16 protein-coding genes and 1 pseudogene are annotated in these 24,508 nt (G+C 61.2%); 4 read left to right on the top strand and 13 right to left on the bottom strand.

The genetic code is table 11. The features are described 5' to 3' along the window. Window positions 1-34 precede the first annotated feature (34 nt). Together ptsP (ACA046_RS05795) and nagE are read left to right on the top strand one after the other, a co-directional pair. Window positions 35-2,542, top strand: a complete 2,508-nt coding sequence (gene ptsP / locus ACA046_RS05795; RefSeq protein ID WP_497676084.1) for a phosphoenolpyruvate--protein phosphotransferase — start codon at window positions 35-37, stop codon at window positions 2,540-2,542. Between the two features lie 74 nt (window positions 2,543-2,616). Then, window positions 2,617-4,275, top strand: a complete 1,659-nt coding sequence (gene nagE, locus ACA046_RS05790) for an N-acetylglucosamine-specific PTS transporter subunit IIBC (protein WP_497677048.1) — start codon at window positions 2,617-2,619, stop codon at window positions 4,273-4,275. A 126-nt stretch (window positions 4,276-4,401) separates the two neighbouring features. Here nagE and ACA046_RS05785 read toward each other — a convergent pair whose 3' ends face one another. The 3 genes from ACA046_RS05785 to purL all read right to left on the bottom strand — a co-directional run bounded on the left by ACA046_RS05785 (window position 4,402) and on the right by purL (window position 9,203). Beyond that, window positions 4,402-4,695 carry a DUF6124 family protein gene (locus ACA046_RS05785; RefSeq protein WP_497676083.1) on the bottom strand — a complete coding sequence of 98 codons (294 nt, stop codon included), beginning with the start codon at window positions 4,693-4,695 and terminating at the stop codon, window positions 4,402-4,404. A 295-nt stretch (window positions 4,696-4,990) separates the two neighbouring features. Continuing rightward, on the bottom strand, window positions 4,991-5,302 hold the full coding sequence (locus ACA046_RS05780) for an NGG1p interacting factor NIF3 (RefSeq protein ID WP_497676082.1): 312 nt from the start codon (window positions 5,300-5,302) through the stop codon (window positions 4,991-4,993). Window positions 5,303-5,306: 4 nt separating this feature from the next. Then, window positions 5,307-9,203: a phosphoribosylformylglycinamidine synthase gene (gene purL, locus ACA046_RS05775; protein WP_497676081.1), complete on the bottom strand. Its 3,897-nt coding sequence runs from the start codon at window positions 9,201-9,203 to the stop codon at window positions 5,307-5,309. A gap of 287 nt (window positions 9,204-9,490) precedes the next feature. On the opposite strand from purL, the gene mltF reads away from it, so the two are divergent. Next, window positions 9,491-10,951: a membrane-bound lytic murein transglycosylase MltF gene (gene mltF, locus ACA046_RS05770; RefSeq protein WP_459026343.1), complete on the top strand. Its 1,461-nt coding sequence runs from the start codon at window positions 9,491-9,493 to the stop codon at window positions 10,949-10,951. A gap of 8 nt (window positions 10,952-10,959) precedes the next feature. Here the strand turns inward: mltF and ACA046_RS05765 are convergent. The 6 genes and pseudogenes from ACA046_RS05765 to treP form a co-directional block, all read right to left on the bottom strand. Continuing rightward, window positions 10,960-11,055: pseudogene (locus ACA046_RS05765) on the bottom strand (outer membrane lipoprotein carrier protein LolA); the annotation flags it as partial. Between the two features lie 18 nt (window positions 11,056-11,073). Further along, a complete protein-coding gene (locus ACA046_RS05760; RefSeq protein WP_497676080.1) occupies window positions 11,074-11,361 on the bottom strand; it encodes a PTS sugar transporter subunit IIB in 288 nt (95 codons plus the stop codon). Window position 11,362: 1 nt separating this feature from the next. Then, a complete protein-coding gene (gene ptsP, locus ACA046_RS05755) occupies window positions 11,363-13,894 on the bottom strand; it encodes a phosphoenolpyruvate--protein phosphotransferase (RefSeq protein WP_497676079.1) in 2,532 nt (843 codons plus the stop codon). Between the two features lie 143 nt (window positions 13,895-14,037). Beyond that, window positions 14,038-15,258 (bottom strand): maltoporin, encoded by a 1,221-nt coding sequence (locus ACA046_RS05750; protein ID WP_167664519.1) that lies wholly within the window; start codon window positions 15,256-15,258, stop codon window positions 14,038-14,040. Between the two features lie 207 nt (window positions 15,259-15,465). Further along, complete coding sequence (gene treC, locus ACA046_RS05745) at window positions 15,466-17,112, bottom strand: alpha,alpha-phosphotrehalase (protein WP_497676078.1); 1,647 nt, start codon at window positions 17,110-17,112, stop codon at window positions 15,466-15,468. 65 nt (window positions 17,113-17,177) lie between these two features. Beyond that, entirely contained in the window at window positions 17,178-18,620 is a 1,443-nt protein-coding gene (gene treP, locus ACA046_RS05740; protein WP_459026335.1) for a PTS system trehalose-specific EIIBC component, read from the bottom strand. 236 nt (window positions 18,621-18,856) lie between these two features. Between treP and treR the strand changes: the two genes are divergently transcribed. Further along, the gene (treR, locus tag ACA046_RS05735; protein ID WP_459026333.1) at window positions 18,857-19,561 is read left to right on the top strand and encodes a trehalose operon repressor; all 705 of its coding nucleotides are present in this window, start codon (window positions 18,857-18,859) and stop codon (window positions 19,559-19,561) included. A gap of 235 nt (window positions 19,562-19,796) precedes the next feature. Here treR and guaA read toward each other — a convergent pair whose 3' ends face one another. From guaA to ACA046_RS05715, 4 genes are all read right to left on the bottom strand, one after another. Continuing rightward, window positions 19,797-21,374: a glutamine-hydrolyzing GMP synthase gene (gene guaA / locus ACA046_RS05730; protein WP_017134673.1), complete on the bottom strand. Its 1,578-nt coding sequence runs from the start codon at window positions 21,372-21,374 to the stop codon at window positions 19,797-19,799. Between the two features lie 82 nt (window positions 21,375-21,456). Beyond that, window positions 21,457-22,926 carry an IMP dehydrogenase gene (gene guaB / locus ACA046_RS05725; protein WP_076017533.1) on the bottom strand — a complete coding sequence of 490 codons (1,470 nt, stop codon included), beginning with the start codon at window positions 22,924-22,926 and terminating at the stop codon, window positions 21,457-21,459. A 104-nt stretch (window positions 22,927-23,030) separates the two neighbouring features. Then, a complete protein-coding gene (locus ACA046_RS05720; RefSeq protein WP_003209647.1) occupies window positions 23,031-23,579 on the bottom strand; it encodes a hypothetical protein in 549 nt (182 codons plus the stop codon). A gap of 161 nt (window positions 23,580-23,740) precedes the next feature. After that, window positions 23,741-24,508, bottom strand: a complete 768-nt coding sequence (locus ACA046_RS05715) for a sulfite exporter TauE/SafE family protein (protein ID WP_497676077.1) — start codon at window positions 24,506-24,508, stop codon at window positions 23,741-23,743.

The following is a 24,508-nucleotide window of genomic DNA, read 5'->3' as shown; positions in this document are numbered from 1 at the left end:
TGATTGCAGCGTTTTCCTGATGAGTACCGTGCCCATGTCCCACAATAATAAAGACCTTACCCTCAGCGCTCCCCTCAGTGGGCCGGTGCTGACCCTGGGCAACGTTCCCGACGAAGTGTTCGCCAGTGGCGCCATGGGCGACGGCATTGCCATCGACCCGCTCAACGATTGCCTGCATGCACCGTGCGACGGCGTGATCATCCACGTCGCCCGCACCGGGCACGCGCTGACGATTCGCGCCGATAACGGCGCTGAATTGCTGATGCACGTGGGCATCGACACGGTGGAGTTGAACGGCGAAGGCTTTGCGTTGCTGGTCAAGCAAGGTGCGCGGGTCAGCAAGGGCCAGGCGCTGGTGCAGTTTGACCTGGACCTGATTGCGCGCCAGTGCAAAAGCCTGGTCAGCCTGATCATCCTGACCAACAGTGATGTGTTCGAACTGCGGCCGATCACCCTGAAAACGGTCCGGGTCGGCGAGCCGCTGCTACACGTGGTTGCGCGGGTGGCCGGGGCGGCGAAGGTCATTGATGAGTCTGTCACCGAAGCCAGCGCGACTATTCGCATCACCCATCGTGGCGGCCTGCACGCGCGCCCCGCGGCCTTGATCCGCAAGACTGCACAGGAATTCAGCAGCCAGTCGCAGCTGCATTTCGCCGGCAAGTCGGCTTCGTGCGACAGCTTGATCGGCTTGATGGGCCTGGGGATTGGTGAGCAGGACGAGGTACAGGTCACTTGTCGCGGCAAGGATTGTGAAGCGGCGCTGCAAGCGTTGATTACCGCGCTGTCGGTGGCTGTCAGCGAAGAACATCACGCCCCGGTGGCCGCCGCCCCGCGACGCGCAAATACCGAGGCCGGGGTGCTGCAAGGCGTCTGCGCAGCGCCGGGTTTGGTCTGCGGCCCGCTGTTCCGCCTGAACGGAATCGAGCTGCCGGCGGACCCGGGCAACAACGTTCCGGATGAACAATTGCAGCACCTGGACAGTGCCCTGGAACAGGTGCGCAGCGAAATCCGCCACACCCTGGACCAGGCGCGCCAGCGCAAGGACGTTGAGGAAGAGGAGATCTTCGCCGCCCACCTGGCGCTGCTGGAAGACCCGACGCTACTGGAAGCCGCCACCACCAGCATCGAACACGGCAGCGCTGCCACTCATGCCTGGCGCGATGCAATCCAGGCACAATGTGCGGTGCTGCTGGCACTGGGTAAACCGCTATTTGCCGAACGCGCCAACGACCTGCGGGACTTGCAACAACGCGTGCTGCGGGCCCTTTTGGGCGAGGCCTGGCACTTCGAGTTGCCGGCCGGCGCGATCGTCTCGGCCCATGAATTGACCCCCTCGGACCTGCTGCAACTGAGCAAGCAAAACGCCGCCGGCATCTGCATGGCCGAAGGCGGCGCGACTTCTCATGTGGCGATTCTGGCACGGGGCAAAGGCCTGCCGTGTGTGGTCGCTTTAGGCGAGCAAGTGCTGGAAGTGCCACAAGGTCAACGGGTGGTGCTGGATGCCGCCAATGGTCGCCTGGAACTGACGCCGGACGATGCGCGCCACGCCCAGGTCCACCAGTTGCGCGATGCGCAGAAACTGCGTCGCCAGCAGCAACACGCGGAGGCTCAAGGCACCGCCAGCACTCAGGATGGCGTGCGTATTGAAGTGGCCGCGAATGTCGCCTCCAGCGCCGAAGCCCAACTGGCCTTCGAGAATGGCGCCGATGGCGTTGGCCTGCTGCGTACCGAATTTCTCTTCGTCGATCGCCGCACCGCGCCCGACGAGCAAGAGCAGCGCCAGGCCTATCAGGCCGTGCTGGATGCCATGGGTGAAAAGTCCGTGATCATCCGCACCATCGACGTCGGCGGCGACAAGCAACTCGACTACCTGCCGCTGCCGTTCGAGACCAACCCGGTGCTGGGCCTGCGGGGCATTCGCATGGCGCAAGTCCGCCCAGAAGTGCTGGACCAGCAACTGCGTGCGCTGCTGCAAGTCTCGCCACTGGAACGCTGCCGGATCCTGCTGCCGATGGTCAGCGAAGTCGACGAACTGCTGCACATCCGCCAGCGCCTCGATGAACTGTGCACCGAACTGGAACTGACCCAGCGCCCGGAACTGGGGGTGATGATTGAAGTGCCCGCCGCCGCGCTGATGGCTGAGCAACTGGCCGAGCATGCGGACTTTTTGTCCATCGGCACCAATGACCTGTCCCAGTACACCCTGGCCATGGACCGCGACCACGCCGGCCTCGCCGCCCGGGTCGACGCCATGCACCCAGCGCTGCTGCGACTGATCGCCCAGACCTGCATCGGCGCCGCCAGGCATGGCCGTTGGGTGGGTGTGTGCGGGGCGCTTGCGTCCGACCCGCTGGCCACGCCGGTGCTGATCGGCCTGGGCATCAGCGAGCTGTCCGTCAGCCCGCCGCAAATCGGAGAAATCAAGGACCGTGTCCGTCACCTGGACGCAGCCCAATGCCGGCAACTGAGCCAAAGCCTGCTTAACCTGAGCAGCGCCAAAGCCGTTCGCCAAGCCTGTCAACACCACTGGCCGCTGAGCTGAAAACAACAAGAATAGGGAGACACGCCGTGTATCAACATTTTATCGAAGGGCTGCAACGCCTGGGCCGTGCACTGATGCTGCCGATCGCGATTCTGCCGATCGCCGGCCTCCTGCTGCGACTGGGCGACACTGACCTGCTGAACATCGCGGTGATGCACGACGCCGGGCAGGCGATCTTCGCCAACCTGGCGCTGATCTTCGCCATCGGGATTGCCGTGGGTTTTGCCCGCGACAACAACGGCACGGCGGGCCTGGCGGGTGCCATTGGGTACCTGGTGATGGTCTCCACCCTCAAGGTGATGGACGCCAGCATCAACATGGGCATGCTCGCGGGGATCGCCAGCGGCTTGATGGCCGGTGCGCTGTATAACCGCTTCAAGGACATCAAACTGCCGGAGTACCTGGCGTTCTTTGGAGGGCGACGGTTTGTGCCGATCGTCACCGGGTTCTCGGCGGTGGCGCTGGGGGTGATCTTTGGTTTGATCTGGCCACCGATCCAGCATGGCATCAACAGCTTCGGCGTACTGCTGATGGAAAGCGGCAGCTTTGGCGCGTTCGTATTTGGCGTGTTCAACCGCCTGCTGATCGTCACCGGCTTACACCATATCCTCAACAACATGGCGTGGTTTGTGTTCGGCAGCTTCACGGATCCTGCGACCGGCGCGGTAGTGACCGGCGACCTGACCCGCTACTTTGCCGGCGACCCGAAAGGCGGCCAGTTCATGACCGGCATGTTCCCGGTCATGTTGTTCGGTCTGCCGGCGGCGTGCCTGGCGATGTACCGCAATGCCCTGCCGGAGCGGCGCAAAATCATGGGCGGGATTTTCCTGTCGATGGCGCTGACCTCGTTCCTGACCGGGGTGACCGAGCCGATTGAGTTCGCGTTCATGTTCCTCGCGCCATTCCTGTATCTGCTGCATGCGCTGCTGACCGGCTTGTCGATGGCGGTCACCAACATGCTCAACATCCACCTGGGCTTTACCTTCTCCGGCGGGTTTATCGACATGGTGCTGGGTTGGGGTAAATCCACCAACGGCTGGCTGGTGTTCCCGGTTGGGCTGGCGTATGCGGTGATCTATTACAGCGTGTTCAACTACTGCATCCGTCGCTTCAATTTGAAGACGCCGGGGCGTGAGGATATTCAGGTCGTACAGGCTGAGACCATGACCGATAACCAGCGGGCCGGGGCTTACATCCGAGCGCTGGGTGGTGCGGACAATCTGCTGAGTGTGGGTGCTTGCACAACGCGCCTGCGGTTGGACATGGTGGACCGCAACAAGGCGGTAGATGCCGAGCTGAAAGCACTGGGTGCCATGGCTGTGGTTCGGCCAGGAAATGGCGGGAGTTTGCAGGTAGTGGTCGGGCCGATGGCGGACAGCATTGCCGATGAGATTCGGTTGGCGATGCCCTCGTATGTTGCGGCGCCGGCGGCGGTGGTAACGCCTGTTGAGAAGAGCACACCGGTGAATGTGCATGAGGCCGAGAAATGGCTGAGCGCCCTGGGCGGTCGGGCCAATGTGCTGCAACTGGATGCGGTGGCGATGACGCGGCTGCGGGTGGAGTTGGGGGACGGTTCGGTGTTGTCGGAAGCCCAACTGACTGCGCTGGGTTGCCAGGGTGTTAGCCAGCTTGAGAGTGGGGTTTGGCACTTGCTGATTGGTGACAAGGCCTCGGGGTTGGGTGAGGCGTTGGAGCGGTTGGTCAGTGGCCGTGAGGTTGGGGTAAAAGCCTGAATCTTTGCTGAGCATCAGGGCCTCTTCGCGAGCAAGCCCGCTCCCACATTTTGATCGGTGCCCGTCATGGCAACGCGGTCAAATGTGGGAGCGGGCTTGCTCGCGAATGGCCCTCACAGGCGCCGATTACTCAGGCTCAGGCACCTCATACAAGTCCAGCATCCGATCCACCATCATTTGAATCCCCTCCAGCATCCGACAAATCCCCAGCGCCACATCACGGTGGGAACCGTCGACTTCAAACGCCAGATGAACCATCAGCGCCTGCACTGAGGCAAGGTCCTGAGAGGCGTTGGCCAGCAGGGTTTCGCTATCCAGATTAGGTACAAGGGTGAATAACTGATCGGCAGGTTGACTCGTCGCCTGACGGGCTGCAGCTTGAAGCGAGGCTATGGAAGATGAAGTGTTTTCGTTGACCATCGTGAAGCTCCGAGAAGAATACGCTCCTAGTGATGTTTACGAGCTTGCAGTCCCGGTCACTGAATTGGCAGCGACTGGCGAAGGTTAGAGAGGCAGGTTCCGAGGGACAACCTGAAAGGCTTGCCAGAAAAATCCGAGTCGCTCCGACAAGCCAGCTCCCACATTTGATCGCCACCATACATGGCAACGCGGTCAAATGTGGGAGCCGGGCTTGCCCGCGATGAGGCCTTCACAGGCAACAAAAAACCCGCTGACCAAACTGGCCCAGCGGGTTTCTTGTTTTGCAGCCGACGAATCAAAAATCCGCCAACTGCCACACCTCATACGCCGGTGTCTCATACGGGTGGCTCAGTTTCAACGCAGCTACGACAGCCACGATCAACTCATCCGCCACCACCAGCTCAACCTTCCATTCTTCAACCACTTCAACCTGCCCCACCTGCCCGATAAACGGCTGGCTGCCGTCCATCGCGCGGAATTGGCCCTGGCCCAGTACCTGCCAGGCGCAGCTGTCATAGTTGCCGATACGCCCGCCGCCGGCTGAGAAGACGGCGGCTTTCACCGTCTCCACATGGCTGTCGGGCACAAAGAAGGCGAGCTTGTACACCGTCTTAGTTCACCCAGACGCGAGCGTTACGGAACATGCGCATCCACGCGCCGTCTTCGTTCCACTCTTCCGGGCGCCACGAGTTCTGCACGGCGCGGAACACACGCTCCGGGTGCGGCATCATGATGGTGACGCGACCGTCGCGGCTGGTCAGCCCGGTGATCCCGCGCGGCGAGCCGTTCGGGTTGGCCGGGTAGCCTTCGGTGACCTTGCCGTGGTTGTCGACGAAACGCAGGGCCACGGTACCGGACAGGTCGGCTTCCAGCAGTGCTTCTTCGCTGGCGAACTCGGCATGGCCTTCACCGTGGGCGATGGCGATCGGCATGCGCGAACCGGCCATGCCCTGCAGGAAGATCGAGTTAGATTCCTGCACCTGGACCATCGCAACACGGGCTTCGAACTGCTCGGAACGGTTACGCACGAAGTGCGGCCAGAACTCGCTGCCCGGGATCAGTTCGCTGAGGTTGGACATCATCTGGCAACCGTTGCACACACCCAGGGTGAAGCTGTCGTTGCGCTCGAAGAAGCCCTGGAACGCGTCGCGGGCACGGCTGTTGAACAGGGCCGATTTGGCCCAGCCTTCACCGGCACCCAGTACGTCGCCGTAGGAGAAACCACCGCAGGCCACGAGGCCTTTGAATTCGTTGAGATCAACGCGACCGGCGAGGATGTCGCTCATGTGCACGTCGATCGCATTGAAGCCGGCACGGTCGAACGCCGCCGCCATTTCCACCTGGCCGTTGACGCCCTGCTCACGCAGTACGGCCACTTGTGGGCGGATGCCTTTCTTGATGTAAGGCGCGGCGATGTCCTGCTTGACGTCGAAGCTGAGCTTGGTGCTCAGGCCCGGGTTGTCTTCTTCCAGGATCACCTCGAATTCCTGCTCGGCGCAGTCAGCGTTGTCACGCAGGCGCTGGATCTGGTAGCTGGTCTCGGCCCACTGGCGTTGCAACAGGCGGCGCTGGCCTTCAAACACGGTTTCGCCGTTGAAGACGATGTTGATTTCACCGTTGTTGATCGGCTGGCCAACCACCGCCACGCAGTCGCCCAGGCCAGCAGCGCTGAATTGTGCGAGTACGTCTGGCGTTGCGTCCTGGCGAACCTGGATCACGGCGCCCAGTTCTTCGTTGAACAGGATTGCAGCGATGTCGGCGGAAGTTTCTGCCAGGCCATCGAGGTTCAGGTTCAGGCCGCAGTGACCGGCGAAGGCCATTTCCACGGCGCTGGTCAGCAAACCACCGTCGGAACGGTCGTGGTAAGCCAGCAGGTGACCGTCGGCGTTCAGGCCCTGGATCACCGCGAAGAAGGCTTTCAGGTCTTCGGCGTCGTCGACGTCCGGGGCCTGTTTGCCGAGCTTGCCGTGCACCTGGGCGAGGATCGAGGCGCCCATGCGGTTCTGGCCACGACCGAGGTCGATCAGGATCAGGTCGGTGGTGCCCTTGTCCATGCGCAGTTGCGGGGTCAGGGTCTGGCGGATGTCGGTGACCGGCGCAAAGCCGGTGACGATCAGCGACAGCGGCGAGGTGACGCTCTTGTCCACGCCTTCATCGTTCCAGCGCGTGGCCATGGACATGGAGTCCTTGCCCACCGGAATGGTAATGCCCAACTCAGGGCACAGCTCCATGCCGACCGCTTTCACGGTGTCGTAAAGACGCGCATCTTCACCCGGGTGACCGGCAGCAGACATCCAGTTGGCCGACAGTTTGATGTCGGAGATCTTGGCGATACGCGAAGCGGCGATGTTGGTCAGGGTTTCGCCGATGGCCATGCGGCCCGACGCCGGGGCGTCCAGCAGGGCCAGCGGAGTGCGCTCGCCCATGGCCATCGCTTCACCGGTGTAGACGTCGAAGCTGGTGGCGGTGACGGCGACGTCAGCCACCGGAACCTGCCACGGGCCGACCATTTGATCACGGGCAACCAGACCGGTAATGGTGCGGTCGCCGATGGTGATCAGGAAGCTTTTGCTGGCAACGGCCGGGTGGTGCAGGACGCGCTCCACGCAGTCGGCGATGGCCAGGGTCGACGGATCGAAATCGTCGCCCAGTTCGTTTTCACGCACGGCCGAACGGTGCATGCGTGGGGCTTTGCCCAGCAGCACTTCCAGCGGCATGTCCACCGGGCTGTTGCCGAAGTGGCTGTCGGTGACCGTCAGTTGCGGCTCGGCAGTGGCTTCGCCGACCACGGCAAACGGGCAGCGCTCGCGCTCGCAGATCGCCTGGAAGCGTTCGAAGTCGGCAGGGCCGACGGCCAGGACGTAACGCTCCTGGGATTCGTTGCTCCAGATTTCGTGCGGGGCCATGCCCGGCTCGTCGTTTGGAATGTTGCGCAGTTCGAAACGGCCGCCACGGTCGCCATCGTTGACCAGTTCCGGGAAGGCGTTGGACAAACCGCCCGCGCCGACGTCGTGGATGAAGCTGATCGGGTTCTTGTCACCCAATTGCCAGCAACGGTCGATGACTTCCTGGCAACGGCGTTCCATCTCAGGGTTTTCACGCTGAACGGAAGCGAAGTCCAGATCTGCCGAGCTGGTGCCGGTAGCCATTGAGGAAGCGGCACCGCCGCCCAGGCCGATCAGCATCGCCGGGCCGCCGAGGACGATCAGCTTGGAGCCGACCAGAATTTCGCCTTTCTGTACGTGCTCGGCGCGGATGTTGCCCATGCCGCCGGCCAACATGATCGGCTTGTGGTAACCGCGCACTTCATCGCCACGCGGGGTGGTGATGGACTGTTCGAAAGTACGGAAGTAGCCGGTCAGGGCCGGACGACCGAATTCGTTGTTGAACGCAGCGCCGCCCAGCGGACCTTCGATCATGATGTCCAGCGCGGTGACGATGCGCTCAGGCTTGCCGTACGGCACTTCCCACGGCTGTTCGAAACCCGGGATCTGCAGGTTGGACACGGTGAAGCCCGTGAGGCCAGCCTTTGGCTTGGCGCCACGACCGGTTGCACCTTCGTCGCGAATCTCGCCGCCGGAACCGGTGGCTGCGCCCGGGAACGGGGCAATCGCGGTCGGGTGGTTGTGGGTCTCGACCTTCATCAGGATGTGCACCGGCTCCTGCACCGCGCCGTACTGGCGGGTCTCAGGGTCCGGGAAGAAACGGCCGGCGACGGAGCCGACGATGACCGAGGCGTTGTCTTTATAAGCCGACAGAACGCCTTCGCTGTGCATCACGTAGGTGTTCTTGATCATGCCGAACAGGCTTTTTTCCTGGCTCTGGCCGTCAATGTCCCAACTGGCGTTGAAGATCTTGTGACGGCAGTGCTCGGAGTTCGCCTGGGCGAACATCATCAGTTCGATGTCGTGCGGGTTGCGCTTCAGACCGATGAAGGCGTTGACCAGGTAGTCAATTTCGTCTTCGGCCAGGGCCAGGCCCAGTTCGGTGTTGGCGGTTTCCAGCGCGGCGCGACCGCCACCGAGCACGTCAATCGCGGTCAGCGGCTTGGGCTCGGCGTGGCTGAACAGACCGGCGGCCTGTTCCAGCTGGGCCACGATGATCTGGGTCATGCGGTCGTGCAGGCTGCTGGCGATCAGCTCGGCCTCGGCGTCGCTGAACTGGCCTGCTACATAGAAGGCGATCCCGCGTTCCAGGCGCTGGATTTTTTCCAGGCCGCAGTTGCGGGCGATGTCGCTGGCCTTGCTCGACCAGGGCGAGATGGTGCCGAACCGTGGCAGGACCAGGAACAAGCGGCCGTTAGGCTCTTGAACAGGAACGCTGGGACCGTACTTCAGAAGGCGCGCCAGCACTTGCTGTTCGTCGGCGGTCAAAACGCCGGTAACGTCGGCGAAGTGAGCAAATTCAGCATACAAGCCACTGACAGAAGGTACCTTCTGGCTCAGTTGCTCAAGGAGTTTGCTGTGGCGAAAGGCAGAAAGGGCAGGAGCGCCGCGCAGGATCAACATCTTCGGGACAGCCTCGGGAAGGGGGTGTGCTTTGAGGCCGTGCATTCTAGCGTAAACCGTCGCCAACGGCACCCGAAACGGCACCTATGGCCGCTGCCGGACGTCAGTTGGCATAAATCGCACGATATCAGATGGCCATCCAGGCTATTCCGGGCAGTTATTTTAACCGTCACAATCGGCTGCCAAGCCCCGTTTCTGCGGCCTGTAGCCCAGCTTTACGGCCGCTAGCAGACAAGTGCCCCGCTGTCGAGATATGGCGCCGCGAGTCCTTTGCGTATACTGCGCAGATGTTCTCCCCTACTGCTTTACGCCCGCGATGCGCCAAATGGCTCTTCGTCACCGGACTCTTCCTGCTGCTCAGCGCGTGTGTGGATAAACCCAACACGCTCGAGCGAATCAAGGAGGATGGCGTATTGCGGGTGGTTACCCGAAACAGCCCGGCCACTTATTTCCAGGACCGTAACGGCGAAACCGGTTTCGAATACGAACTGGTCAAGCGCTTTGCCGACGACCTGGGTGTAAAGCTGGAGATCCAGACCGCCGACAATCTTGACGACCTGTTCTCACAGATCGGCAAACCCAACGGCCCGGTGCTGGCCGCCGCCGGTCTGGTCAGCAGCGAGCAGCGTCGCCAAGAGGTGCGTTTCTCCCATCCGTACCTGGAAGTCACCCCGCAGATCATCTACCGCAACGGCCAGTCCCGCCCGACCACTGCGGCAGACCTGGTGGGCAAGAAGATCATGGTGCTCAAGGGCAGCACCCACGCCGAGCAACTGGCGGCGCTGAAAAAACAGTTTCCCGCAATTGAATACGAAGAATCCGACGCCGTTGAGGTGGTCGACCTGCTGCGCATGGTGGACGAAGGCCAGATCGACCTGACCCTGGTGGACTCCAACGAAGTGGCGATGAACCAAGTGTACTTCCCCAACGTGCGGGTGGCCTTTGACCTTGGTGATGCCAGCAACCAGGCGTGGGCCGTGGCCGCGGGTGATGACAACAGCCTGCTCAACGAGGTCAACAGCTACCTCGACAAGGTTGAAAAGAATGGCACCCTGCAACGCCTGAAAGACCGTTACTACGGGCACGTCGATGTACTCGGCTATGTCGGCGCCTACACCTTCGCCCAGCATCTGCAGCAGCGCCTGCCCAAATACGAGAAACACTTCCGCGCCTACGCCAAGGAAGAAAAGGTCGACTGGCGGCTGTTGGCGGCCATTGGTTATCAGGAATCACTCTGGCAGCCGGCGGTCACCTCCAAGACCGGCGTGCGCGGCCTGATGATGCTGACCCAGAACACTGCGCAAGCCATGGGCGTGTCCAACCGTTTGGACGCCAAGCAGAGCATCATGGGCGGCGCCAAGTACCTGGCCAAGATCAAGGATGAACTGGACGACAAGATTGCCGAGCCGGACCGCACTTGGTTTGCCCTGGCGGCGTACAACGTCGGCACCGGTCACCTGGATGACGCGCGCAAGCTGGCCGAGAAAGAAGGCCTGAGCCCGAACAAGTGGCTGGACGTGAAGAAGATGCTGCCACGCCTGTCGCAGAAGCAGTGGTACAGCAAGACCCGTTATGGCTATGCCCGTGGCGGTGAGCCCGTGCACTTTGTGGCGAACATCCGGCGCTACTACGACATCCTGACGTGGGTGACGCAGCCGCAGTTGGAAGGCAATCAGGTGGTGGAAGGCAACCTGCATGTGCCGGGTGTGGACAAGACCAAGCCGACCGACGAAACCCCGCAGTTGTAACCGGCAGAACATCTCACTGTAGGAGCGAGCTTGCTCGCGAAAAACGCAAGGGCACCGCGGTCAACCAGGCTCCCCGCGTTATCGTTGACGATTTTCGCGAGCAAGCTCGCTCCTACAAATTCTCAGGCGGTGATCAGGTGCACCACTCCGCCCGCCAACACCATCACGCCCGGCACACCTGCCACCTTCAACGCCTGCGCATCCAACCGCCCCGCATCCTTCAATTGCACCCGCACCCGGGTCAATGCCACCCGCTGCTGCGACTTGAGATTCTCCGCCCCGCCCAGCGCATTCAGCACCGCCGGCGCCAGCGCTGTTTCGCCCGCTGGCGCAACAACCGCCTGTGGCGTTTCAAGAACCAGATCCGGCGTCAGGGCCTTCCAGAACGCCCGCTGAAATTTCTCGAACATGTCAGTTCTCCACAACCAATGAGGTTTCAACGGTAGCCGCGTGGTACAGGCGCAACGCCTCGCGTACCTGAGCCGCTTCTTCCAGGCCGAGCACCTGTCGAGCAATGGATTGGCAGTCGGCCAGGTCCAGCTCGCGCACGGTGGCCTTGATGGTCGGGATCAACGGCACGCTGACCGACAACTCATCCACCCCCAACCCGATCAGCACCGGTACCGCCAGCGCTTCAGACGCCAGCGCGCCACATACACCCACCCACTTGCCATGGGCATGGGCCGCCTTGACGGTGGTGGCGATCAGGCGCAGCACCGCCGGGTGAAAGCTGTCGGCCTGGCTGGCAAGGCGCGGGTGATCACGGTCCATGGCCAGGGTGTATTGGGTCAGGTCGTTGGTGCCGATGGAGAAGAAATCCACCTCCGGCGCAAACAGGTCGGCCATCAACGCCGCCGATGGTACTTCGATCATGATTCCCAGCTTCGGCAATTCCGTCAGCCCCAGGGCCAGTGCTTCCTCTTCAAGAATCTTCCGCGCCAGGCGCAATTCCGAGAGCAGGCTGACCATCGGCAACATGATATGCAGGCGGGCGAAACCGGCACTGGCGAGGATCGCGCGGAGTTGTTCGCGCAGCAGTTCCGGGCGTTCCAGGCACAGGCGAATCCCGCGCAGGCCGAGGAATGGATTGGTCTCGCTGTCCATCGGCACATAGGCCAGCGGCTTGTCGCCACCGACGTCCAGGGTGCGTACTACCAGATTGCGCTCAGGGCCCAACGCACGGGCGATGGCGCTGTAGGTGCCCGCCTGTTCTTCGGGGCTCGGTGCGCGATTGCGGTCCAGGTAGAGGAATTCGGAACGCAGCAAACCGACACCTTCGCCCCCCAGGGACAGCGCCTGCTCCACTTCCTGCAATGACGCGACGTTGGCCGTCACTTCGACGTGATGACCGTCGCGGGTAGTGGCGGGCAATGAAGCCTGCTCCACTTCCCGCTGACGGCGCAGCACTTGCTGTTGGCGGGTGACTTGCAGCTGCTCGATCTCGGCCAGGTCCGGGTTCAGGTGCAGCTCGCCTTTGTCGGCATCCAGCAGCACTTGTTTGCCGTTGACCAACTCCAGCACCTGCGCCGGCACGCCGCAGATGGCCGGCAAGCCAAGAGCGCGGGCAAGGATGGCGACATGGCTGGTAGCGCCGCCGCCCACCGTGACGAAGCCCAATACCTTGCGGGTGTCAAGGCTGGCAGTTTGTGACGGGGTCAGTTGCTCGGCAATCAGGATCGCCTGCTCCGGCAAATCCCAGGCGCGGTCCTGAACGCCGAGGATCAGTTTCAGCACCCGCTGGCCAACGTCTGCCAGGTCGGCAGCACGCTCGGCAAGCAAGGCATTGCCCAGGCCCTGGAAAAGCGTGGCGGTGGCTTCGGTGGCGCTGTTCCAAGCGAAGGCCGCGCTTTTACCCTGGTCCAGCAGGTCGCGGGTCTGTTCCAGCAGGGCCGGGTCGTCGAGCAATTCCTGGTGCGCGCGGAAGATCTCGGACTGGGCGCTGCCGACGACTTTTTCCTGCAAGGCTTGCAGGGCCAGATTCGCATCACTCAGGGCCTGCGTCAGGACAGCACGCTCCAGCGCTTCGCCCTTACCGGCTTCGACGATGGTCAGCGCCGGCTCTTTAACCTGCACGACTTGGCCAAACGCCGAACCCGGCGAGGCGCACACACCGCGCAGCAAGGTCGCCGATGAATCAGGCGTCACGGGTGAAGCGGCAGGTTGATGAGCCGCGACGGCTTCCCCGCAGCCTTCGGCCAGCAAGGTCACCAGCGCCTGGATTGCCGCTTCGGCGTCCTCGCCTGCCGCGCTGACTTGCAAGGTATCGCCCTGCACCGTCTGCAACGCCATGATCCGCACCAGCGACTTGGCGTTGGCGCTCTCGGTTTGCTTGTGCAGGTAAATACTCGCCTTGAAGCCTTTGGCCGCCTGCGCCAGCACCGCCGCCGGGCGCGCATGCAGGCCATTGGCGTTGGGCAGCGTCAGCGGTTTGGAGAACAGGGCTTCGCCCTCCTCGTCTTTCGCCTCATCCGCAGCGACTTGCGAGGTTACTTGCAGCAGCGGTTGCCCCACATCGACCAAACCCTGCTCGGGCGTCAGCAGTTTGAAGGGCTCGCCACTGACCACCAGCATCAGGGTCAGCAAACTACGGGCGTTGAGCGCCACGTAGTCGGCATCGAATTCAATCAACGGTTGCCCGGCTTCCACCCGCTGGCCTTCCTCGACCAGTCGGGTGAAACCCTTGCCCGCGAGATTCACGGTGTCCAGGCCGATGTGCATCAGCACCTGAACGCCGTTGTCGTCGGTGACACTCACCGCATGACCACTGTCCTGGATATTGCTGATCACCCCGTCCAGCGGCGCGCAGAGGGTCTGCGAGGTCGGATCGATGCACAGGCCATCGCCGATCAGGCGACTGGAGAACACCGGATCCGGCACCTGATCCAGGGCGAGCAGCACCCCGGACAAGGGCGCCAGCAATTCCAGGGGTTGAGTTGTGGTCATGACTTCACCTGCTGTTTTGTTCTGTAAAAATCCCTGTAGGAGCGAGCTTGCTCGCGAAGGTCGTCAACGAGTACGCGTGCATTCTGGATAGACGCGTTGCCCTTGAGTTTTTCGCGAGCAAGCTCGCGCCTACAGATAAGTGATTACTTCCACCAATATTCGACTTGCACACCAACGTTGGAACCATGCCGCGCCGTGCCGTAGCTGCCGGTGTCGGACAACGCCGAACCTGCCGCCAGCTCATTGGCCGCACGCTTGGCCGCTTCGTTCCAGGTCGCGTAGGTGTAGTACAAACGCACTTCCGGCCGCGCCCAGAAATCCGGGCCTTTGGGTGACCAGGTCGGGGCGAAGGTAAATTTGCTCAGCTTGCGCGTGCCTCCAGTGGCCTCGACCTGATCATGACCGAGTTCGGTGACCAGCTTGAACTGTTCGGAGATCGCATAGGCCGGGCGCACGCCCAGCGACATCCAGGTCTGGTCCTGGCTGCCCGGGCGAATATCCTTCTGGTAGACGGCCTCGATCTGCCCGCCAAACCGCGGGGTCACTTGCCAGTCGAAGAACTCCACCGCACGATAGCTCTTGCTGCTTTTATCGAGGAACGTATCGCCGGTGTAGCCGAGGCCGGTGCCGGGGCCTTCGCCGTACTGCAAAGCGAACTTGTTGCGCCCGCCAAGAAAGGGTTTCTGCACGTGTTGGGCAGTGATGGCCCAGCCGCTGTTGGTGTCGCGGCCACCGGCTTTTTCGATGTAGCTCAAGCCCAGTTCCAGCTCGCCGCCCGGGTTGGTCTTGAAGCCGGCCACGTTGAAGTCGTGACGGGTGGCGTATTCCTTCTGGTACAGGTTGTCCTTGCGGGACAGTGCATAGCTGTACTTCAGGTCGCCGATTTTCACGTCCTCGATACCGCCGCCCGTGGCGCTCTGGTTCCAGTAGTAAAAGTCGGAGATATGGATGTCATTTCGTTTGTAGTAGCGCCGGCCGGCCCACAGCGAACCGCCGTTGAGGCTGGGGATGTTCGACCACTGCGCATACATCTGCGGCATGCGTGCCGAGCCGTTGTCTTCACCCTGGAACTTCAGCGCCCGGTCGTACTTGTTGTACAGCGAGGCCATGGCATCGACGCTGAACACCGAGCCGTCGTCGAGGGTCAGCAGGTCCTGGCGCAATTCGAGTTCGGCGTACTGCTCGCACTCGTTGCCCAGACGGTATTTGGATTGTGCACCCGGCAACTGGAAGCACTGCTGCTTGCCACTGCCGGTTGAAGTCCCCGCCCCGCTACGCAAGTAGCCGGCAAATTCCAACGCCTGAGCAGCCATCGGCAAGGTCAGGCAGGATGCAACGAGGCCCAGCTTTATTGTTGTTTTCATGAAGCACTCCGATATTTTTATTATGTTTTTTTGAAGCCCCCTGCGCTCCCACGCAGGGTGTTAACGCGCCACATCCCGTAGCAGCTGTCGAGCACCAGCGAGGCTGCGTTGGCCGCACCGCCGCAATCACGCCAGGCGCAGACATCGAGTCGCGCCTGACGCAGCCTCGCTGGTGCTCGACAGCTGCTACGGCCTGGATTTGGCGTCTCAGTCCTTGAGGTGCAGCACAAACGATTCATAGGGGCGTAGCGAGACCTGGCTCGAACGCTGTGGGCAGTCGTTGTAGTTGCTGATCAGCAGGCGCTGCTCACTCGCCGCCGTCAGCAGGCCATCGGGCAATTCGATCTGGCACGGCGTGCCATAGAAATTGTTGAGTACCAGCAGGCGTTCGCCGTGGCCTTCGCGCAGGTACGCCCATACCTGGGTGTGCTGCGGCAGCAGTTGGCGATAAATACCTTCCTGAATCAGCGGCTCGTGCCGACGCAGTTCGATCAGCGCGCGGTAGTGATGCAGCACCGATTGCGGGTCATCCAGCTGGCTTTGCACGTTGATCTGCGCCGCGTTGGCCGGGATGCCGATCCACGGTTCGCCGCGGCTGAAGCCGGCGTGTTGCTCGGCATTCCATTGCATCGGCGTGCGGCCGTTATCGCGGGATTTCTGCATGATCGCCGCCATGCTCGACGCCTCGGATTCACCCGCCTCGCGCTTGAGCCGGTAGATGTTCAGGGTCTCGACATCTCGGTATTGGTCGATGGTGTCGAAGCCCGGATTGGTCATCCCCAGCTCTTCGCCCTGGTACACAAAAGGCGTGCCCTGGAGGAAGTGCAATGCAGTGGCGAGCATCTTCGCCGAGACCACGCGGTGTTCGCCGTCATCACCAAAACGCGAGACCACTCGCGGCTGGTCGTGGTTACACCAGAACAGCGCATTCCAGCCGCCACCGGCCTGCATGCCGAGCTGCCAGTCGGACAGAATCTGCTTGAGTTGCAGGAAGTCGAAGTCGGCCGTGACCCACTTTTGCAGGTTCGGGTAATCGACTTTCAGGTGGTGAAAGTTGAAGGTCATCGACAGCTCTTTCGACTGCGGATTCGAATAACGAATGCAGTGTTCAAGGCTGGTGGACGACATCTCGCCGACGTTGATCAGGTCATGCCCTTCGAACACTTCGCGGTGCATTTCCTGCAGGTATTCGTGGACGTTCGGGCCGTCGGTGTAGAAGCGTCGACCGTCGCTGTTGTCTTCCGGGAAATCCGCCGGTTTGGAGATCAGGTTGATCACGTCCAGGCGGAAACCGCCCACGCCCTTGTCGCGCCAGAAGCGCATCAACTTGAACACTTCGGCGCGCACCTTGGGGTTGTCCCAATTCAGGTCGGCCTGGGTGTGGTCGAACAGGTGCAGGAAGTACTGGCCGGTTTGCGCCTCGTATTCCCAGGCCGAGCCGCCGAACTTGGATTCCCAGTTGTTCGGCTGGTCGCGCCAGATGTAGAAGTCGCGGTACGGATTGTCGAGACTGCTGCGGGCCTGCTGGAACCACTCGTGTTCGATGGAGGTGTGGTTGACCACGATGTCGAGCATCAGCGTGATCCCGCGCTTGGCGGCTTCACTGATCAGCAGGTCGCAATCGGCCATGGTCCCGTAGCTCGGGTCGATGGCGTAGTAGTCGCTGATGTCGTAGCCGTTGTCGCGCTGGGGCGAGCGCAGGAACGGGGTGATCCACAGGCAGTCGACGCCCAGCCATTTCAGGTAATCGAGCTTGTCCACGATGCCCAGCAGGTCACCGGTGGCGTTACCCGCGTGGCTATGGAAGCTTTTTGGGTAGATCTGGTAGATCACCGAGTGTTGCCAGTTTTGCATGGTGGGTTCCTTCAATTTGAAATGCGATCAACTGTGGGAGCTGGCTTGCCTGCGATAGCGGTAGGTCAGGCGACCCTGTATCCAGGCCGAACAATCTTCATGCTCAGTACACAGGTCAAAACAAACGGCACGACAATCGCGACGACCATGCCGATGACAAAACTTGGGATGTATTGCGGGATGATCGAGATGAACCCGGGCAAGCCACCGACGCCAATGGCCGAGGCCTGGACCTTGTTCAGCGACAGGAAAATACTGCCCAGCGCCGAGCCGGTCAGGGCGGCGTAGAACGGAAACTTGAAGCGCAGGTTGACCCCGAACATCGCCGGCTCCGTGATACCGAAGTAGGCGGAAATCGCCGAGGTGGAGGCCATGCTTTTGTCCCGCGCATTGCGGCTCATGTAGAACACGCCGAGCGCCGCGCTGCCCTGGGCCAGGTTGGACATGACGATCATCGGCCAGATAAAGGTGCCGCCCTGGGTGGAGATCAGTTGCAGGTCCACGGCGAGGAACATGTGGTGCATGCCGGTGATCACCAGCGGTGCGTACAGCAGGCCGAAAATGGCGCCGCCGACCATGGGCGCCAGGTCAAACAGAGTGACCACGCCTTCGGTGATCAGGATGCCAAGGTGACGGGTCACCGGGCCGATGATCGCCAGCGCCAGCACACCGGTGACAACGATGGTAGTGATCGGTACCACCAGCAATTGGATGGCATTCGGCACCCGTGCCCGCAGCCATTTTTCAATCACGCTCATCACGTAGGCGGCCAGCAGGATCGGCAAGATTTGCCCCTGATAACCGACCTTCTCGATTTTGAACCAGCCGAAAATATCGAAGTACGGCAGGCTCGCGCCATCAAGGCCGGCGACCGCCTTGCCGTAGTTCCAGGCATTGAGCAAATCGGGGTGCACCAGCATCAGGCCGAGGACGATGCCGAGGATTTCACTGCCACCAAAACGCTTGGCCGCCGACCAGCCCACCAGCGCCGGCAGGAACACGAACGAGGTGTTGGCCATCAGGTTGATCAGGCTCCACAGGCCATCCAGGTTCGGATAGGCGTCGAGCAGGGTCTTGTCCGCGATGAACATGCCCTTGGCGCCCATCAGGTTGTTCACCCCCATGAGCAAGCCGGCAATGATCAGCGCCGGCAAAATCGGCATGAACACGTCGGAGAACACCCGCACCAGGCGCTGCATCGGGTTTATTTTGTCGGCGCTTTTCTGTTTCACGTCCGCGATGGTCGACGCGGCGAGGCCCGTTTGCTCACGCAGGGCGGCGTAGACCTTTTCCACTTCGCCGGGGCCGATCACGATCTGGAACAGGCCGCCGGTGAAGAACGAACCCTTGACCAGGTCGACCTGGTTCAGAGCGCCGCTGTTCGCCAGGCTCGGGTCCTTGAGGGCCAGGCGCAGGCGGGTCACGCAGTGGGCAGCTTGCTCAAGGTTGTCGCTGCCACCGAGGTTCTTGAGAATCTCGCGGGCAATATTCGGATAGTCGTGGCTCATGCTTGGTATCCACTTTGGTTTTTTTTATTGGGGCGGTCATAGGCAGCACGCCGAAGCCAAAAGTACTCGTCTGTACGAGTTAAAGCAATAACTCGTATGTACGAGTTTGAAAATGATTAATTTTCTGTTTTTTAAGTCAGAAATTTCCGAGTTCTACAATGGGTTGCATGGACAAACCCCATCGCTGCCACTAAGGTTCCTGCCTTGAACGCCAACGCGGCACAGAGCCCTCCCCCATGAGCAAATACAACCAGATCTATACCGATCTGCTTGCCAGCATCACCACCGAACGCCTGCAACGCGGCACGCGCCTGCCCTCCGAAACCGAACTGATGGACGCCTACCAGGCCAGCCGTGGCACGGTGCGCCGGGCGATCGAGCAATTGCAGGAGCGCGGGTTCGCGCAAAAGATCCACGGCAAGGGCACCTTCGTGTTATCGCCCAACCCCATCGAGTTCCAGCTCGGCGGCATCGTCAGCTTTCGCGAGACCCATGCCGCCCTCGGCGATGACGTCAGCACCGAAGTGGTGGAGTTCAGCCAATTCCCGCTGGAAGGGCCACTGATGCAACACATCGAAGCCGAAGCCGGCAGCCTGATAACCCGGGTCAAACGGGTACGGCGGATCGACGGCAAACGGGTGATCCTCGACATCAACCACTTCGTCGCCGACCTGATTCCGGGGCTGGACCGGGGGATTGCCGAGCAGTCGATCTATGCGTTTATCGAGCAGACCTTGCAGCTGCAGATCAGCTATGCGCAGCGCACCATCGAAGCGCTGCCGCGGGGGAAGGACGATCAGACACACCTGGACCTCGAAGGTCAGAGCCATGTGATCGTGGTGAGCAACCAGACGTTTTTGCAGGATGGAAGGCAGTTCGAGTACACCGAGTCGCGGCATACGCTGGATAAGTTTTACTTTTCGGATATTGCGCGGCGGTGAGGGAACAAAGAATTGGGTGACTCATTGATTGTTGATCAGGACTCCCAACTCATCTCTATCCAAATGCATCCTATACAGTGCATAAAAAGGTAATTGCGTAAAAATGCATCGCATACGATGCAACTCACATAAACGATCATTTGCAGCTCTCGATTAAAAGCGCCTATCCCACAAACACAAAACCCCCGCACCAGGCCGGGGTTTTGATATTCAGCGCTCACCTGCTAGGGCAGGATCACTCCCACTCAATCGTCGCCGGCGGCTTGCTCGACACGTCATACGTAACGCGCGAAATACCTTCGATCTCATTGATGATACGACCGCTGACAGTCTCCAGCAGCTCGTACGGCAGGTGCGCCCAACGGGCGGTCATGAAGTCGATGGTTTCCACCGCACGCAGGGCAACAACCCAGGCGTAACGACGGCCATCGCCGACCACGCCAACCGATTTCACCGGCTGGAACACCACGAACGCCTGGCTGACCTTGTGGTACCAGTCGGCCTTGCGCAGTTCTTCGATGAAGATGTGGTCGGCGCGACGCAGCAGGTCGGCGTATTCCTTCTTCACTTCACCCAGGATCCGCACGCCCAGGCCAGGCCCCGGGAATGGGTGGCGGTAGACCATGTCGTACGGCAGGCCAAGTTCCAGGCCCAGACGACGGACTTCGTCCTTGAACAGTTCGCGCAGTGGCTCTACCAGCTTGAGGTTCATTTCCTCAGGCAGGCCACCCACGTTGTGGTGGGACTTGATCACGTGGGCCTTGCCGCTCTTGGCGCCAGCCGACTCGATCACGTCCGGGTAGATAGTGCCCTGGGCGAGGTACTTGATGTTGTCCAGTTTGTTGGACTGGGCATCGAATACGTCGATGAAGGTGCGGCCGATGATCTTGCGCTTCTTCTCCGGGTCGGACTCGCCGGCCAGGTTGTTCAGGAACTGATCTTCAGCGTTGGCGCGGATCACCTTGACGCCCATGTTCTCGGCGAACATGGCCATAACCTGCTCGCCTTCGTGCAGGCGCAGCAGGCCGTTGTCGACGAAGACGCAGGTCAGTTGGTCACCGATAGCCTTGTGCAGCAGGGCTGCAACCACGGAGGAGTCAACGCCGCCGGACAGGCCCAGCAGGACGTTGTCGGTGCCGACCTGGGCACGCACGTTGGCGATGGCGTCTTCAGCGATCTTCGACGGGGTCCACAGGGCTTCGCACTGGCAGATGTCGAGGATGAAGCGCGACAGGATGCGACCGCCTTGCTTGGTGTGGGTCACTTCCGGGTGGAACTGCACGCCGTAGTAGCCGCGCTCGTCGTTGAACATGCCGGCAATCGGGCAGCTCGGGGTGCTGGCCAGGATGTGGAAGTCTTCCGGCATCTTGGTGACTTTGTCACCGTGGCTCATCCACACGTCGAGGCCGAACAGGCCGTCGGCGTCGATGTGGTCTTCGATGCCGTCCAGCAGGCGGCTCTTGCCGACCACGTCGACACGGGCGTAACCGAATTCACGCAGCTCGGAACCTTCAACCTTGCCGCCCAGCTGCTCGGCCATGGTCTGCATGCCGTAGCAGATGCCGAAGACCGGCACGCCCAGGTCAAACACCGCCTGCGGGCAACGCGGGCTATTGGCTTCGTGCACGGACTCGGGGCCGCCGGCGAGAATGACGCCTTTTGGAGCGAATTCGCGAATCGCTTCGTCGTCCATGTCGAACGGATGCAGTTCGCAGTACACGCCGATTTCACGCACGCGGCGGGCGATCAGCTGGGTGTACTGGGAACCGAAGTCGAGGATCAGGATGCGGTGGGCGTGAATGTCGAGGGCCATGAGATCAGTCTCGTCTAATGAATCAGAAACAACTCGGGGCTGAATAAGACAGCCCCGGTTACTTAACTATTTGCTGGAAGCATCAACCTACGCGGTAGTTTGGCGCTTCCTTGGTGATCTGTACGTCGTGGACGTGGGACTCGGCCATGCCTGCACCGGTGATCCGCACGAACTCAGGCTTGGTGCGCATTTCTTCGATGTCGGCGCTGCCGGTGTAGCCCATCGAGGAACGCAGGCCGCCCATCAGTTGATGGATGATGGCGCTCAGGGTGCCCTTGTACGGAACACGCCCTTCAATGCCTTCCGGTACCAGCTTCTCGGCGCCCGCGGAGGAGTCCTGGAAGTAACGGTCGGAAGAGCCTTGAGCCTGGGACATGGCGCCCAGGGAACCCATGCCACGGTAAGCCTTGTACGAACGACCCTGGAACAGTTCGATTTCGCCCGGCGCTTCTTCAGTGCCGGCAAACATCGAGCCCATCATCACGCAGGAAGCACCGGCTACGATGGCCTTGGACAGGTCACCGGAGAAACGGATGCCGCCGTCGGCGATCAACGGTACGCCAGTGCCTTCAAGGGCAGCGGCGACGTTGGCGATGGCGCTGATTTGCGGCACGCCTACACCTGCAACGATACGGGTGGTGCAGATCGAGCCAGGGCCGATACCGACCTTGACTGCATCGGCACCGGCTTCGGCCAGGGCCTTGGCGGCAGCGCCGGTGGCAATGTTGCCGCCGATCACTTGCACGTCAGGGAAGTTCTGCTTGACCCAGCGAACGCGGTCGATCACGCCTTTGGAGTGACCGTGGGCAGTGTCGACCACTACCACGTCAACACCGGCAGCCACCAGGGCCGCTACACGGTCACCGGTGTCTTTACCGGTGCCGACCGCAGCGCCTACGCGCAGACGACCTTGATCGTCCTTGCTGGCCAGCGGGTAAGCCTTGGCTTTTTCGATGTCGTTGACGGTCATCATGCCCTTGAGGGCGAATTTGTCGTCGACGATCAGTACGCGTTCGATGCGGTGCTTGTGCAACAGCTCACGAGCGTCGTCCTTGTCTGCGCCTTCCATGACAGTGACCAGGCGCTCTTTAGGCGTCATCACTTCGCGGACGGTGATTTCAAGACGGTTCTCGAAACGCACGTCACGGGAAGTGACGATGCCGACCAGGTCGCCATCGTGCAGTACCGGAACGCCGGAGATGTTGTGCAGGCGGGTCAGGTCGAACAGGTCACGAACGGTGGCATCGGCCTCGATGGTGATCGGGTCCTTGACCACACCGGCTTCGTAGCGCTTGACCTTGCGAACTTCGGCAGCTTGCTGCTCGATGGTCATGTTCTTGTGGATGATGCCAATGCCGCCTTCCTGAGCCATGGCGATTGCCAAACGGGCTTCAGTGACGGTGTCCATGGCAGCGGAAACCAGAGGAATATTCAGCTCGATGCCACGGGTTAGGCGGGTCTTGAGACTGACTTCGTTAGGAAGCACCTCGGAATAACCGGGCACTAGGAGAATGTCGTCGAATGTCAGAGCTTCTTGGCTGATACGCAGCATCGCGGGGGCTCCCGAGCGGGAAAATGGAAGCGCGCCATTATAGTCAGACACCCCCTCGGGTTCAATGTAAAACTCTGACAAACTTGGTAATACTGATAGATGGATTAAAGTTCGACTTTGACCCAACTCATCTTCTGGTCCAGCCAATCGGCAAATTCGTCGATAAAACTCTGCTTGAACCCCGCCTCCGCCCAGTTATTGAAGATGAATCCCAGGTTGGAAAAGCCGCATTCCTGCAGGAACAGGAAGCCGTTGATGTCGTCTTCATGCCCACACAGCGGGCAGGTGAAGTTATCGGTGTGGCCGGGCATCCAGTCTTCCAGGCTTTCGAACAGTGCTTCGCCGACTTCCTTGAGGCATTCGGGGCAGCCGGCTTCTTCGAGAAAGCCCTTGGCCGGGGTGTAGATGCAGCGCTTGTAGATGATCTCCAGGCCATTGATCGGCTCGTTGAACGGCAGCGCGTCGGGATGCAGCACCACGGCGCGGGCACCGTCGGCCAGGGCATAGCCCATGCGGTTGCCGGTGCGCCCGCAGGTGGTGAGTTCTTCCTTGACGATGTTCTTGCGCACCAGCCAGCGCACGATCGCCCGGGCGCGGGGTTCGTGGACGGGCAAGGTGGAGATCTTGGGGACAAGGATGCTTTGGGAGTTCATGGTGCCTGGGTGTCCTGCGGTGTGGCTTCTGACGCCTTCGCGAGCAAGCCCGCTCCCACATTCGACCGCGTTCCAACAGGATAAATGCAGTCGAATGTGGGAGCGGGCTTGCTCGCGAAGAGGCCCTAAAGCCCGGCAGCTTAATCCCTGACACCCACAGGTCAAGTACTCAAGTAACGGGCGATCAACGCAATGCCGCTGGCCAGCACCAGCCAGGTCACCAACCGCACGAACGCCTCGCGGGACATACGCAGGGTCAGCCGCCGCCCGGCCCACAGCCCGAGCGCCATGGCCGGCAACAGGCATACCGCCAACATCAACAAGGGTAGCTCGGCATACACGCCCGCGATCAAAAACAGGCTCAGGCGCACCACCGTGCTGCAACTGATCAACGCGCTCTGGGTCGCCCGCGCGCCATCCTTGGGCAAACGGCTGTTGAGGTAGATCGCATATAAAAAGCCGCCGCTGCCGAACAACGCCCCGAACAACCCGCCCACAACGCCCATGGGAATCGCCCAGCCGGACGCCAGTTGCGTGGGTTTGGTCTTCACCGCCAGGCTGTAGATCGCATAGGCGCTGATAAACAGCCCCATCAGCAGCAGCAATAAATCGGAGTGCAGGTTAAGCAGGAAGATCACCCCCAGGGTGCAGCCAATCGCCATGCACGGCAGCAGCCTCAGCAATTCCGGTTTCACCACATCCCGCCGCGATTGCAGGAGGTTGCCAAAGGCTGCGACAAAATCCAGCAGCACCAGCAACGGGATGATCTTCGACAGCGGCATGAACAGAATCAGGATCGGCCCCGCCACCAGCGCAGTACCAAAACCGGCGATACCAAACACGATATAGGCCAGGGCAATCGCCACGCCGATCACCAGCCAGTCAACACCGCCAAACGACCAATGACTCAACAGTTCGACCGGGCTCAT

It is taken from the genome of Pseudomonas sp. LBUM1641, assembly GCF_059716235.1.
The sequence above is the reverse complement of the archived record's forward strand: the minus strand, read 5'-3'. Positions and strand labels throughout refer to the sequence as shown.